9 protein-coding genes and 1 pseudogene are annotated in these 13,836 nt (G+C 39.2%); 3 read left to right on the top strand and 7 right to left on the bottom strand.

Going from position 1 to position 13,836, the window contains the following annotated elements; genetic code table 11:
- Positions 1-104: 104 nt before the first annotated feature.
- Positions 105-1,628, bottom strand: coding sequence for a glycine betaine uptake BCCT transporter (locus tag M3182_RS14860; protein WP_251558778.1), 1,524 nt, complete (start codon positions 1,626-1,628; stop codon positions 105-107).
- Between the two features lie 49 nt (positions 1,629-1,677).
- The gene (locus M3182_RS14855; RefSeq protein ID WP_251558776.1) at positions 1,678-2,331 is read right to left on the bottom strand and encodes a hypothetical protein; all 654 of its coding nucleotides are present in this window, start codon (positions 2,329-2,331) and stop codon (positions 1,678-1,680) included.
- A 1,241-nt stretch (positions 2,332-3,572) separates the two neighbouring features.
- On the opposite strand from M3182_RS14855, the pseudogene M3182_RS14850 reads away from it, so the two are divergent.
- Positions 3,573-4,022: pseudogene (locus tag M3182_RS14850) on the top strand (nucleoside transporter C-terminal domain-containing protein); the annotation flags it as partial.
- A gap of 216 nt (positions 4,023-4,238) precedes the next feature.
- Here M3182_RS14850 and M3182_RS14845 read toward each other — a convergent pair.
- Both M3182_RS14845 and M3182_RS14840 read right to left on the bottom strand, forming a co-directional pair.
- Positions 4,239-5,513: a GGDEF domain-containing phosphodiesterase gene (locus M3182_RS14845; RefSeq protein ID WP_251558774.1), complete on the bottom strand. Its 1,275-nt coding sequence runs from the start codon at positions 5,511-5,513 to the stop codon at positions 4,239-4,241.
- 56 nt (positions 5,514-5,569) lie between these two features.
- The gene (locus M3182_RS14840; RefSeq protein WP_251558772.1) at positions 5,570-6,427 is read right to left on the bottom strand and encodes a putative phage abortive infection protein; all 858 of its coding nucleotides are present in this window, start codon (positions 6,425-6,427) and stop codon (positions 5,570-5,572) included.
- A gap of 351 nt (positions 6,428-6,778) precedes the next feature.
- Between M3182_RS14840 and M3182_RS14835 the strand changes: the two genes are divergently transcribed.
- The gene (locus M3182_RS14835) at positions 6,779-7,738 is read left to right on the top strand and encodes a DnaD domain protein (RefSeq protein ID WP_251558770.1); all 960 of its coding nucleotides are present in this window, start codon (positions 6,779-6,781) and stop codon (positions 7,736-7,738) included.
- Positions 7,739-7,858: 120 nt separating this feature from the next.
- Here the strand turns inward: M3182_RS14835 and M3182_RS14830 are convergent, their stop codons facing one another.
- Positions 7,859-8,794, bottom strand: a complete 936-nt coding sequence (locus M3182_RS14830; protein ID WP_251558768.1) for a nucleoside hydrolase — start codon at positions 8,792-8,794, stop codon at positions 7,859-7,861.
- A 466-nt stretch (positions 8,795-9,260) separates the two neighbouring features.
- Here M3182_RS14830 and M3182_RS14825 point away from each other — a divergent pair, with 466 nt between their 5' ends.
- On the top strand, positions 9,261-10,415 hold the full coding sequence (locus tag M3182_RS14825; protein ID WP_251558766.1) for an SGNH/GDSL hydrolase family protein: 1,155 nt from the start codon (positions 9,261-9,263) through the stop codon (positions 10,413-10,415).
- Positions 10,416-10,529: 114 nt separating this feature from the next.
- Here M3182_RS14825 and dsdA read toward each other — a convergent pair whose 3' ends face one another.
- Positions 10,530-11,888 carry a D-serine ammonia-lyase gene (gene dsdA, locus M3182_RS14820; RefSeq protein WP_251558762.1) on the bottom strand — a complete coding sequence of 453 codons (1,359 nt, stop codon included), beginning with the start codon at positions 11,886-11,888 and terminating at the stop codon, positions 10,530-10,532.
- Between the two features lie 45 nt (positions 11,889-11,933).
- Entirely contained in the window at positions 11,934-13,280 is a 1,347-nt protein-coding gene (locus M3182_RS14815) for a GntT/GntP/DsdX family permease (RefSeq protein WP_251558761.1), read from the bottom strand.
- Between the last annotated feature and the right edge of the window lie 556 nt (positions 13,281-13,836).

Genomic DNA, 13,836 nt, shown 5'->3' with positions numbered 1-13,836 from the left:
ACAAGAATCGGGGCGTCACTGTGACTTTTTCGACAATTTTCGATCCAAGCACCTGCACACAAACAAAAAACCGTCTAATGAATTCTCATCAGACGGCTAATGTTTTACTGTTGTTGTTTTTTCCGTTCTAATCGTTTCCTTATTTTGACTTCTTCTCTAAAGGCTTTCATTAACGAGAACATGATAAAGATGAGGATAAACGCAAATGGGAAGGCAGCGATAATGGACGCTGTTTGCAGGGCGGTCAATCCACCGGACCAAAGCAGAATCAACGCCGCTGCAGAGACAAGAATTCCCCATATAACTTTCGTGATGTTTGGCGGATTTAAACTTCCGTTTGTCGTTTGCATACCTAGAACAAAGGTTGCGGAGTCTGCTGACGTAATAAAAAATGTACTAATCAGGATAATCGCTAATATAGACGTAAAAGTGCTCAATGGGAATTGCGCCAATACCGCAAATAACGATACTTCGACCCCTTGAGTGTTGATGACGTTCCCAAGGTTCGCATTCATGATTCGTTCTAAATAGATGCCCGTTCCGCCAAAAACGGAAAACCATAATGCACAGAAAATGGTTGGAACAACTAAAACACCAATCATAAACTCACGGATTGTGCGTCCCCTTGAAACACGGGCGATAAAGGTCCCGACAAATGGAGCCCAAGCAATCCACCAAGCCCAATAAAACAGGGTCCAAGCTTGCATCCATTCGCCATGCTGCTCGTCAAATGGCGAGATATTCAAACTCATATCCGCCAGATTTTGAAGATAACTCCCGAGGGTCGTTGTGAAATAATTGAGCAGGAAACCTGTATTGCCCGCAAATAATAAAAATAGCATCAATATAATCGCAACAAGAACATTCGAGTTACTAAGCCATTTTATTCCACGCCCTAACCCAGATATCGCTGACAAGATAAATAAGACCGTAACGATCGCTATAATAATAAATTGAACCATTATGCTAATTGGGATGTTAGGAAAGATATAATGTAAACCGCCATTGATTTGCGCCGCACCAAGCCCTAAGGACGTGGCAACACCAAAAATCGTTGCAAAAACGGCAATGATGTCAATAAGCTTGCCCACCCATCCTTTTACTCGATCTCCTATTAACGGATAAAATGTGGCACTAATTAATCCAGGTGCCCCTTTTCTAAATTTAAAATAAGCGAGGGCGAGAGCAATCACGGCATACATTCCCCAAGGGTGCAGTCCCCAATGGAAGAAAGAAAACCGCATGGCATCGCTTGCCGCCTGCTTTGTACCAGGATCGCCGTATGGCGGGGTCAAATAATGCTGTAATGGTTCAGCCACCCCATAGAAAACAATCCCAATGCCCATACCAGCGCTGAATAACATGGCAAACCAACTAATAAGACCATATTCAGGCTCTTCATCGTCCTTGCCAAGCTTAATTTTCCCATATTTAGAGAAGATTAAGTAGATCGCGAAAACCAAGATGACACTTGCGACGATCAGATAAAACCAACCAAAATTCGTTTGAAGAAATTGTTGGATATCGCCTGTTACACTTGCCAGTTGATCAGGCGCAAAGGCCCCCCAGAGAACAAATAAAACGGCAATAATAACAGAAATCGTAAAAACCATTGTTACTTTATTCATCGTATCCACCTTTCAAGCTCTTGCTGTTCATGACATGCCTCCCCCACAATCAGTCCTCTAGGAGACTATATTGATACTCCCATCCTTCGTTTAACTTATTCAAGGAGAGTTCGATATTGTTGCCCAAAAAGATTTTTTTGTCGTTGATGGCTACAACCATCGCTTCAATGGAAGAACCACCATCTCGTTTTTTATATACATCCCCGATCGTTGGCATTTCACCTTCTGCAGGTTGATCAGAATCATTGCTCATCCAATCATTATCGACCATACTTTTATCTAAATAGTCGATCGGGTTACTGTTCGGATCACGGCCCGGGACCATCAATAAATATTCAATATGTTTGACCCCATTCGCTCTTGTCGTGATAACCCCTTTGCTTTCAACAGACGATACAATTTCAATCTCGTTTAAGGAATAGTGATCCATGTAATCAGGACTTGGATTCGTAATTAAGATGAAGTCCCCTTCTTCAGCCTGTTTCTCCTTGTGAAGGGTATAAGCCTTATGGTTGAAAATAAAGCTGTCAAGATGTTTGGGAATATATCTTTCAACTTTTGAGGCATTGGTTAAATGCTGAGACAAATCTTTCAATTTGATCAGATGGACAGACTGTTTGTAGATAGGTTTCACAGAATACACCTTGTGCAACTCATTGTTAAAATAGACAAATTGTCCTTTTCTTACTTGATACAGTTTCATGGTAAATCTCTCCCTTCAGATGCTTCAATTTTTAAAAAGGTAATAAATTCATTACATAATATCCCAATCCCACATCGGTTAACTTCCCCCTGAAGTGATTGGAATATTACTTCTTCCATTGTTAATCCCCAAATTTTCTTCGTCCAAAACTCAACACAGATATAGATTTATAAGGAAGGCACTCATGAATAATTCTTTTATGGTAGCATACTTAGCTTTTGGGTGCAGGAACAAGGCATGGACAACCTACTAGCAGGGATAAATGGAGTGAACTCTTTCACTAGATCCATTTCGATGGGGAATGACAACAATGTGAATTCAAATGTACTGGTGGTTCACGCACATGAATGAGAGGTGGGATTGCCGAAGTTGTGAAGGAGTTTGATTAAAGGGATACAGTTTAAGTTTAGCAAGACTTATTACCCTGTTCTTACATGGTGAAATACATATAGAGGTTTACCTTCTGAGTATATACCTGTGATGTGTTCCTTTATTAGAGATATGTCGAGGACAATCAGAGCAGTCTATGAGTTTTTCCGTGACAATTTCATATTGTCAGGGCCACCAGTTCTTCTTTTATCCCCTTAACAAAATGACTTTTTAGCTTATTTTTATCTGTGACTCGATTGCTATATATGGGTTCCCTGAAGCTGTCATCATTTTGTACATTCGTGGATAATAAAAAAAGCACTCATCCGACTAACTTTAAAGGAATGGATGAGCACTTCATTCAATAAGGAAAAGAAACATCGTTCATTTACAAGGAACCAAGCAACCATTTCTTGTCCTCTATGACCCTAGAAACTATGCAATAGCCATGCATAGATAAAGCATTTATTCAATAAAATACATCTTCCCATTGACTTCAAGAGAGATAGATGATAGTTTCATTTCTTCTTTTAAGGATTGAGCATAAGTAAAATTCCTCCAACGCCTGGTTTACATATTCGGTATTATCAATGGGTTAATCTATATTATAAGTAGAAGGAGTCATCGAACAGGAAAACAACAGAATAAAAAGACGATCCGTTCCCGAGTCGTTGCACGATACGTTGGCAAAAAGAAAAAGAAAAAGAAAAGAAAAAAGAATAACAACAACAAGCTTATCGTCCAAATATAGAAAATAACCAAGGTATCGAAAACCTCATACATACTAATCCAACGACTATTTGCATCAACCTCCCCATTTCCTGAACCAATCATTTGAGTAGCACAAACTAAAACCCAAAAGATGGGTTTAAGGGTTTAAGGTGGCCATTATCGTCGGGGCCATGCTCATTGGATTCATCACTTTAATGGCGGGATTCAACCATGTGTTTGAACTATTGTTTAGCATCTCTTTCCAGCAACTATTAGGCTTTATCTTCGCTCCAATTGCTTTCATTATGGGCGTCCTTTATCAGAGACCATTAATGCTGGAGGAATTATGGCCATGAAACAGGTAACCAATGAATTTGTCGCAATGATGGATTTAGCCGGAGGCATTATCAGTTTAGAGACCGAACAATGGGAATTCTTTCGGTCTTTCTCGTTTCCTTTGCGAACTTCTCATCCATTGGGATTATTACAGGGCATTCAAAGATATAAATGAAAAACAAAGGAACATCGTCGCGCGTTTTGGCATGAAACTGTTATATGGTGCAACACTTGTCAGCATCCTCTCCGGCATCATTGTAAGTTTGGTTATATAAACCGTATTAGAGGTTCCATTTCAACATTTCTAATAAAGTAGTGGAAGTTCCTTGTCCTAGCCCAACATTCGGATATTTAACATTGCTAAATAGTGGTTAAGAGATGGGTGGAAGGATTCTTGAAAGATAAAACCCGAGTTCAATTATGAGAACTCGGGTTTTCTTTTACTATGTTTTCTTAACAATACCTTGTGAGACGTTCCTTACTATCTTTACCTATTCTAATCTGCTCTCTATTTCAATTTTATTAGGGAGAAAGTCAGTTAAAGACATAGGCCGGCTGATGAGATAACCTTGTGCTAAATCCGTTCCTAGGGACTTCCATTCATTTAATTGCACCTGTTCTTCGAGCCCTTCAATCAAAACCATAAAATTCAAATTATGAGCGATTTCAATAATAGGGGAAATCACAGCCCTTAATTTATTATTTTCTATTAAGGTCAAGACAAATCCCTTATCCAGTTTTATAACGTCAAGAGGAAGATTGACAAAATCCGCAAATGAAAAATAGCCGTTCCCAAAGTCATCCAATGCAATCATAAATCCTTTAGACTTCAAAGATTTAATTCTTTGTACTGCCTTCTTTACAGTGTATATTTGGATATCCTCTGTAATTTCAATAACGATTTGGTCTGGCTGTATATCATATTTATTGATGATTTCCATCGTCTTTAATTCGAATTCATCTGAGATGAGTTGATTGACCGAAAGATTGATTCCCACTTTCAAATGATTGTCGTCCAATGCCCCCTTTTTTCTGCAAACATCTTCTAAGATCCAGTAATACAACTCAATAGAAAGACCTTCGTTTTCAGCAAGGGGGAGAAATTCACTCGGCATGATTTCACCTATTAAGGGGTGATTCCATCTAATCAGTGCTTCTAATCCCCAAACCCTTTTATTTTTTATATCATACTGTGGTTGAAAAACTGTCTGTAGTTCATTATTTTTCAGTGCATACCGTAAATCATTCTCAATGATTACCTTTCTTTTGGCTGCTTCATCCAATTCACCTTTAAAAATAGAAATCGCTTGATCTGTTATTTGCGCATGATACATTTCCATTTTTGCGAGGCTAAGAAGTTCAGATTCATTTTTAGTACCTGAAGGATAAAAACATACACCAATATTGGCCTGCAGACTATACTGAGATTTCTCAAGGGTAATGGGACTGGTTACGGAATCTAACAGCCTATAAATAATATCCATAGCATCATTTTCATTCACATCGGCAATTACGATAATAAAGTCCGTATCATTTACTTTTGTTACGGTATCGATGTCACGGATGGTCCGTTCCATTCTACTCTTGATCGTATTATTTAACGATTCTAGATAGTTGAATTCCCTATCACTTGAAATGTCTACAGGATAAACCATCCTTAAATAACAAATTGCAATGGACATTTTATATCGTTTACTAAAGGCTAAGGTCATCTCCATACGATTCTCGAAAGAATTGGATTCTCTATCTGTTTCATGAAGGAGCATGGTTCCATCCCCTATTCTCGGTTTAATCACGCTTGTCCCGTTTTCGTTCTTCCGACCTAACTCTCGTTTTTTTTTTCGGGCCTGTTAGCTGCATCTTGTTTGAAAGAATCCTCTATAGACTCTGGTGTAAAACCGTCCCGAAAAAAGTTGAAATTTTGCAGAGTTTCATCAAAATCATCTTTCCCGTAATACCTTGTATTAAAATATAAAATTGCAATCTCATTTGGTGTTAACTGAGCTCTGATGATATCAACGTATTGTTTGAGCTCGTCCTGGTCAAATTCAGCACTGTTTCTTTCAATTAATTTAAATATTTGGTAAAGATTTCTAAAATAGTGAAGAAGTTGATCATTTTCTCCTTTATCAATTTCATTCATCATAGTCGAATATTTATTCTTAGGATTTGGATTGTTATTGTAAATCCTTATTAATTTTTCATAGATTTTATTAAAATATTCTCTCCCGTTAATTGGCTGATCAAAACCATCTTCATCATAAGTCATACTTTTTACAATATCATTATGTAAGCCTAAAAGCTGAAAAAAGTGATTTTCAAATCTCTGTAATTTAACTTCTTTCTGTTGAAGGTCAAGTTGAGAACTCTGACTTTTATAAGCGAGGTAAGCGGCAGTAAGCGCACCAATACTGATAAAAGGAGAAATAATCCCATTAAAGAAGTCCCCAAACGTTCCTTTTTCAACTTGAATAAGGGTAAGGCTAATATATGCAGCTGATTCAATAACCAATAAGATTAATAGGAAGATACCAATTAATTTAACCCATTCTAAATAAACTACCTTTTTTTCTCTTTTTTGAAGCAGCTCTTCGTATTCCTCATCTAATTTTTCCAAAAGATCTGGCTTTAAATTTTTAACCATCTTTTTTCTCAAATCCTTACTTAACCAAGAAAGCATACTTTCCCCCCTAAAATCATTTTGCCTATGTATATATTACATTACATTTATACTATTATCATAGTACTATTTTGGGTTATTTTGGTAGTAAATAAGTCTTTTAAATATAACTCGAGGGACTGGGTCCCACATGCATGTCTTTTCGAATAGTCCATTTGATACCCTGGGGAACAGATTAGATTTATAATATATCCACTAGGTGCGCTACAGGCATCGGCTGATTTGTGACATGGCATGACCCACTGTCAAAAAACCTCCACAACTCCCTAAATAACCCCTATCCATTTCTCCCCTTCCACCCTATATAAATCATGTAAGGAATTTTCCTAATGGAAAGGGTCGTGAGTAAAAATGGCAAAATATCGAGTGGTACATACGAATTTTTGGAGCAATCCGATGGTAATGGAGGAGATGACCCCAGAGGACAAGTATTTTTATCTTTATCTCCAGACAAACCCAAATACAACTCAAATCGGAATCTACCCTATTACGAAAAAGCAAATGGCGTTTGATTTGGGCTATTCGATTGAAACGGTTCATGCGTTAATGGATCGATTCATCCAACATTACAAATTGATTCGCTACAATCCGGAAACAAGAGAACTCGCGATTAAAAACTGGGGAAAAGATCATTTCCATAAAGGCGGCAGACCCGTCATGGATTGTATTTCTGCGGAATTAAAAGAAGTCGAAGATCGCTCACTGATCCAGTATGTGGCGGAAGCCATTCGCAAGCAGGACGTTCGGGACTTATATGAAGCCTATTGTAAAAATGAAGAAATGATGGTGATCGAGGAAGTCAATCAACAAGAAGACAACAACCTATACATAACAGAAGAAAACGAAATGGAGCAAACTTGCCCAAGTGGCTTTACCCTTCATAGTCAAAAAGACCAACTAGCCATGGACCCAACTATAGAAAACGAAACTCCCTTACTGGCCCATTCCATATCAGAAGATGTAAAAGAAATCATTGCGTTTTGGGACGAAAATGGCTTTGGGGTTACGAACATCAACGGAAAGCAGCAGCTATTGTGTTGGTTGGATGATTCGAGCTTTTCACAGCCAAAAGCAGTGATACTAAAAGCAATGCAGATTGCATGTGCCAATAACAAGCGCAGGCTAACCTATGTTGTGGGCATTCTAAAAAACTGGGAAAATGAATCGTTAAAAACAGTGGAAGAAATCGAACAATATTGTGAGAACCAAAAGCCTGATTATAAAACTAGGCTATCCGCCGACGCAATCCCTGCCGGAAGAGCAATCCCTAGCAAGTTTGTACTCGACCTTACAGCGGGGGAGGAATCATAAACCCGATCTGTGGAACATCTCTGTGAAACAAGAAAAACCGGGGCGTCACAGGGACCTTTTCTACAAAAAATGACAAGAGGTTAAGCCAGGTCCCCCCATTGCTTAACCTCTTGTAAAAAATTACTCCACGTCCTTTAACGTACTTATAAACGAATCTAGGAATCGTTCTGAATCTACGTCTACACAGATATTGACGTTCGGTTTCTTTTTCCATAATCCTCTAAAGTCGCAAATGGTTTGCCCATACCCCAATGGGCTCACCGTTTCGATATCAACGAAATATTTTTCAGTTTTTAAAAAGGTCGGGTCTAAAACGTAACCAACTGTTAATGGGTCATGCAACGCACAACCGTTGACTCCAAATTTTGTAAAAGTAAAGCTTCTAAATACTTTTGTGCTGTTAAGGACAAAATCATAATATTTAGTGCCCTTTAATTCCTCGATATGCTCAAGTGTCAAAAGAGTTTTTGTTGTCACATCTAAGCTTACTAGTGTGATGTCCGCTCCAGAATGGAAGACAATCGAAGCGGCTTCCGCATCAGCAAACATGTTAAATTCCGAGTTTGGTAGTTTGTTCCCCTTCCCTGCTTGCGAAACAATTCCACCCATGATGATGACTTTGTCGAGCCATTGTGCGACTCTTGGTTCTTTTCGCAACGCAAGGGCAAGATTCGTGACAGGCCCGACCATAATCAGCGTCAGTTTACCTTGATGTTTTTTGGCTTGTTCAATAATGAAGTCAGGAGCAAACGTTGGTTCCACTGCTTCATCAACCTCCAAATAACCTAAGGCATTGCCAATCCCATCACTTCCATGAACACTATATTCATATTCAGGTTCTCGAATCAGCGGGCGATTGGCACCTGCATAGACCTTGATATCTTCACGTCCAATCAGACTCAGAACTTTTTTTGTATTTTTGGTCACCATATGGAGTGGAACATTTCCACTAACAGTGGTAATTCCTAAAAGGTTGAGCCGCTTGCTTTCAATCCCATAAATAATCGCGAGAGCGTCATCGATTCCAGTGTCAACATCCAGAATGACTTTTTTCATATATATATTGATCAACCTTTCTAATATAACTGAAACTCCTACCTCTTTAATTGTTACCATAATTCACTAAACAATGTAACCGAGGTTATATTAGCTTGGATAACTCTATTGCGTCAAGAATGAAAATGTGTTGTGGGGAAAGAGCTAGTAGAATCAATAGGAATTCCCTATCTACTGAGGCGGGACACCTCTAGCTCGCATAGAAAAAACTCGGGGTGTAAACCGTCAGATTCATAAAACAACAAAAAAGAACACACATAGTTAAAAGTTTAACCAAAATAAAATTTTCTAACAATTTTAAAAAATATGGTTACCTGCCATTTAGCTCGTATTTTCTCAAAATCTCTCCATATTTATCGAAAATTCTTATAAATCCTCCTTTAGGGGTTATGAATCCTGTATGTTACATTGAACTTTATGTGTTCAGCATATAGAGCCATAAAATAATAGATTAGGAGGAAAGAATATGAAGAAAAAAGCTTTAATGACGATCCTATTTGCACTTCTTTCCACTATGGTCGTGTCCCCCGCAGTCATGGCCGCACAACCAGCAGAAGGCTTTGATCCAGAGGACGGAATGTATGTGAAAGCAGAGTCCAAGTACTACTGGAATGGCCGCTATTCGGACGGCCGAGTATTCGCGGAGTATCTTGCGAATGAATTGGCTGGGGATTATGGGAATCTAACCAATTATGCGGTTGGCGGGGCTTTTACTGGAGTCCTGACTGGTACGGAAGGCGCAGATGATGAGCGCTCCAACTGGTCCACTTGGTTAAAAGGCTGGGGCGGCGTCCAACAAACCGAAAGATTTCTTGCAGATGTGAATGGACAAGCCGATCCGAATGCCCTTTATATCATCAGTGTCGGCGGAAATGATGCTTATGCCATCAAAGATTTAGGAGCAGAACGTGCAGCAGAACTTTCAAGTGACTATGCGCTTGAAATGGTCCAGAACCTTGTAGAAGGTGGCGCCAAATATATTTTGATGCCGAACCGCTTTGTGAACAAAAGTAAAGATTTAACAAGCTTTGATGAAATGAGAAACCAACAGGTGGTCCAGAAGATCGAAGAATACCTTGCTTTGGACACCACACCCGACGATGTCGAGGTCATCTACGGCCACAATCAACTTTTACGTGAAAATATTGAAAAACATGGTTTTGAAAAATTCGGATACAAAAGCATGGGCTTTTATTTAATTTCCGACTTTGTACCAGCTTATGGGTACGGATTCGTCTCTGAAGACAACAGCGATATCTTCCCTACCACCGAAGCGGAAGAAATCTACGGTGGTTATGGCCTTTACTCACTCGACAGCAAATACTATGCACCTGAAACCGCTGGTTGGGAACCTGACGATTTCTACACGTATGACGAATACCATTTATCGAGCAGAAGCCACAAACATATGGCTACATACCTATTAAATTCGGACATTGCAACAGATGATGGTGAGTTCGAAAAGGTCTATAAAGGAAAAATCAGTCCTTTTGCGAAAGCCATTATTTCTAAGAAAATCCCGTCAGAATACACCACAGTCTATACCTTTGGCGACAGCAGTATTGATACTGGTCGGGGTTTAGAAGTCACGACTGAATTGGTCAAAAACCGAGATAAATAAAAACACGACCTTGGTAAAAGACGATCTAAATCGTAGAGGTAAAAAAAGAAACACTCCGTATAACACGGAGTGTTTCTCCCTTTTCTCATCATTTTAGCAACAACGGGCACCGTCCTACTCCGTCCTTTTTCCCTTTTGGTAATAGGCTTCCATGACATCCTTTGGAACCATACTGCCACCTGTTCCCCAAGCGATATGTGTTCCATTTTTCATTTTATCTTCTAAATGGCGACTCTCAATATACTTTTGCCCAGCTTCCTCTCTGAATAATTGAATGGGACCATGAACCCCAGCTAAAGCAGAAGGCTCCATTTGGATATTTTCTGTGTCGGATAGCATACTTAAGAGTGCGTATAACTGTTCATCTTGTACAGTATAGGATCCACTTATTAGGTTTTCTAACGTTTTCCCAACGAAGCCTGAAGCTCTGCCAACAGCAAGCCCATCCGCATCCGTAATGTTATCAATCCCAAAATCTTGTACAGATAACTTGTCATGCATACCTGTCATTAATCCGATCACCATACATGGCGAATGGGTTGGTTCGGCAAAGAAGCAATGAACATGATCTTTGAAAACGAGCTTTAACCCAAATGCTACTCCACCAGGTCCGCCGCCAACTCCACATGGCAAATAAACAAATAATGGATGATCCTCATCGACAACAACGTTCATTTCTTCTAATTGATTTTTCAATCGAGAAGCAGCAACAGCATATCCTAAGAATAAGTTAACCGAATTTTCATCATCAATAAAGTACATGTTTGGATCGGCTTCTGCTTGTTTTCGACCTTCTTCTACTGCCTTACTATAATCAGATTTATACTCAACGACCGTAACACCCTTGCTTCTGAGAAGGTCTTTCTTCCATTGCTTTGCATCAGCTGACATATGAACATAAACCTTAAACCCTAATTGCGCACTCATGATTCCAATACTAAGTCCAAGGTTTCCAGTTGATCCTACGGCAATCGAGTATTTAGAGAAGAACTCTCTAAATTTGTCACTATCAAGGATCGAATAATCATCTTGCACTGTTAACATGTGATTCGCGATCGCTAAATCTTCGGCATGTTTTAAAACCTCATAAATGCCGCCTCTTGCTTTAATGGATCCTGAAATAGCGAGATGACTATCACATTTGAGCAATAATTGGCCTAAAATTTCTTGCTGAAAGGTCTCTTCCATTTTGCTTTGCATGGTAGGAATGGAAACAATCGGTGACTCAATAATCCCATTCATTTTTTTCGTTTCTGGAAAAACCTTCATTAGATAGGAAGCAAAGCGATTTAATCTTTCTTCTGCATCTTCTACGTCCTTCTCTGATAAAGAAATCTTTTTAATCGCATCTTCAAAACTTTCATACTTCGAATTTGTCCAGAACACTTCTTCAGTCGAAATGATCCTGCTCATTAAAGGATAATCCTCTTCCCATTGCTTGATCGTTTTTCCTTCGATCATCCGATTTTCCATGTTGATCATCTTCCTTTCACTTTTAATTCTTTCCATGAAAAAAGCTTAGATAAATTGTGATAAAACAAATACCCCTCCAAGGGCAATAACTGACGCAAGAACAGTCGCAGCCGTGAAGCTTTTAAATGCATCTGGTAACGATAACCCCAGATATTCTTTTACAAGCCAGAAAGCAGAGTCGTTGACATGACACCATCCAATTGCTCCAGCACCAATAGCGAGAACAGCAATTTCCGGACTCAAATCTGGATAAACAGCCAACAATGGACCGACAATCCCCGCAGCACTAAGCATGGCGACCGTCACAGATCCGATGGCAAGATGCAAAATGGAGGCTACGAGCCAAGCCAGAATAATGGGGTTCATATTTAACGATTGCATAACATTCGATAACTCTGTACCCAACCCACTATCAACTAAAAATGCATTATAAGCACCACCGGCACCAATGATTAACAAAATCGATGCAATCGATTTAAATCCTTCCTCTGTATGAGACAATAGTTCCTTCATCTTTAGACCACGAGAAAGTCCAAGAGTGTAATAAGCGACAAATACGGAAATAAGCAAAGCGATAATAGGGTTCCCTAGGAAGGTAACTAGATTGAAAGAAAACGAACCTTCTGTAAGATATAAATCACTTACTGTTTTCCCTACCATAATGAATAAAGGGAGTAGAATTGTAAATAAAGTAATGCCAAACCCAGGAAGTTTCTCATCTGGTGTCGGGGCTTGTACTTCTACTTCATTGCTATCTTCTATCTTAGACTTACGAGAAATGAACTTCGAAAAGATTGGACCTGCAATAATCGCAGTAGGTGTTCCGATAAGAAGCGCATAAAAGATAACCTTCCCAACATCTGCACCCAACATTTCAGTAATCGCAAATGCCGCAGGATGTGGAGGAACCATGGCATGAACAACCATCAATGAGATCGCCAATGGAATTCCAACCCTTAAGAGAGACATCTTTGCTTGTCTAGCAACAATGAAAATGATTGGAAATAGTAATACGAAACCTACTTCAAAGAAAACTGGGATACCAGCAATTAACCCGATCAGTGACATGACCCAAGGCGCACGTTTTTCTCCCAAAGCATTGAGCATCGTTCGCGCTAAGCGCTCAGCACCACCAGAGATCTCTAACATCTTCCCTAAAATGGTTCCAAAACCAATGACAACAGCGAGCGAGCCAAGCGTCCCCCCGACTCCCTTTTCTATGGAAGCAATAATATCTGTTAGAGACATCCCTGTAGCGATCCCGATAAAAATACCAGCTAAAATGAGTGAAATAAACGGATGTACTTTAAGTTTAAGAATTAGAAAGATTAGTAAGACAATAGATAAAAACAAAACGAGCATCATCATTGCACTTGTTGGCATTTTATTCATCCCTTTCACTCCGCACGAAGCAGAAGATATCATTCTATTTGTGTGTCTAAAGCGATTGTTTGGCTAACCTTGAGCCAAAGAGATAACAATGATCTGCCAATCTCACGGAAGTGAGTTGGCTACCAATTGTAAATTTTTTGATTTTCATATGTGTAAATAGTCTTTCAAAGTCGTTACAAAAACTGACAGCAACCTACATGTTGTTATTTAGGGTGCCATTATGTTTGTTCACGAACCGAACTAGGCTATTTTGAACCTTAGATCAGTTACATAAACCTCTTTAGTGCTGATTTCCCCCTCTCCATCGCATGATTCTTGTCTTTCCGGCAGCCATGCCATTTTCAATCCTGTGGAGTAATAGATGATTCCGCCTCACAAACAACAACGACATTTCAAAATAGAGGTTGAAATATCCTTTCCCGCAGCGGATCATCCTGTTCCAATCCTTATCTAGATTCAGATATAGAAATGCCTCCAAAATACCATCTACCATTCTTGCAAGATAGGATTTAAAGTACCCCAACCTAAAATTTAATATTATTTAATTTATTTAGTG

This window comes from Mesobacillus maritimus (assembly GCF_023715205.1).
GTDB classification, from domain to species: Bacteria; Bacillota; Bacilli; order Bacillales; family Cytobacillaceae; genus Mesobacillus_B; species Mesobacillus_B maritimus_C.
The sequence above is the reverse complement of the archived record's forward strand: the minus strand, read 5'-3'. Positions and strand labels throughout refer to the sequence as shown.

Bases quoted from the DNA above. Each gene is read 5' to 3' on its own strand.
- M3182_RS14860 (WP_251558778.1), bottom strand. From the start codon at position 1,628: ATGAATAAAGTAACAATGGTTTTTACGATTTCTGTTATTATTGCCGTT.
- M3182_RS14855 (WP_251558776.1), bottom strand. From the start codon at position 2,331: ATGAAACTGTATCAAGTAAGAAAAGGACAATTTGTCTATTTTAACAAT.
- M3182_RS14845 (WP_251558774.1), bottom strand. From the start codon at position 5,513: ATGCTCCTTCATGAAACAGATAGAGAATCCAATTCTTTCGAGAATCGT.
- M3182_RS14840 (WP_251558772.1), bottom strand. From the start codon at position 6,427: ATGCTTTCTTGGTTAAGTAAGGATTTGAGAAAAAAGATGGTTAAAAAT.
- M3182_RS14835 (WP_251558770.1), top strand. From the start codon at position 6,779: ATGGCAAAATATCGAGTGGTACATACGAATTTTTGGAGCAATCCGATG.
- M3182_RS14830 (WP_251558768.1), bottom strand. From the start codon at position 8,794: ATGAAAAAAGTCATTCTGGATGTTGACACTGGAATCGATGACGCTCTC.
- M3182_RS14825 (WP_251558766.1), top strand. From the start codon at position 9,261: ATGAAGAAAAAAGCTTTAATGACGATCCTATTTGCACTTCTTTCCACT.
- dsdA (WP_251558762.1), bottom strand. From the start codon at position 11,888: ATGGAAAATCGGATGATCGAAGGAAAAACGATCAAGCAATGGGAAGAG.
- M3182_RS14815 (WP_251558761.1), bottom strand. From the start codon at position 13,280: ATGAATAAAATGCCAACAAGTGCAATGATGATGCTCGTTTTGTTTTTA.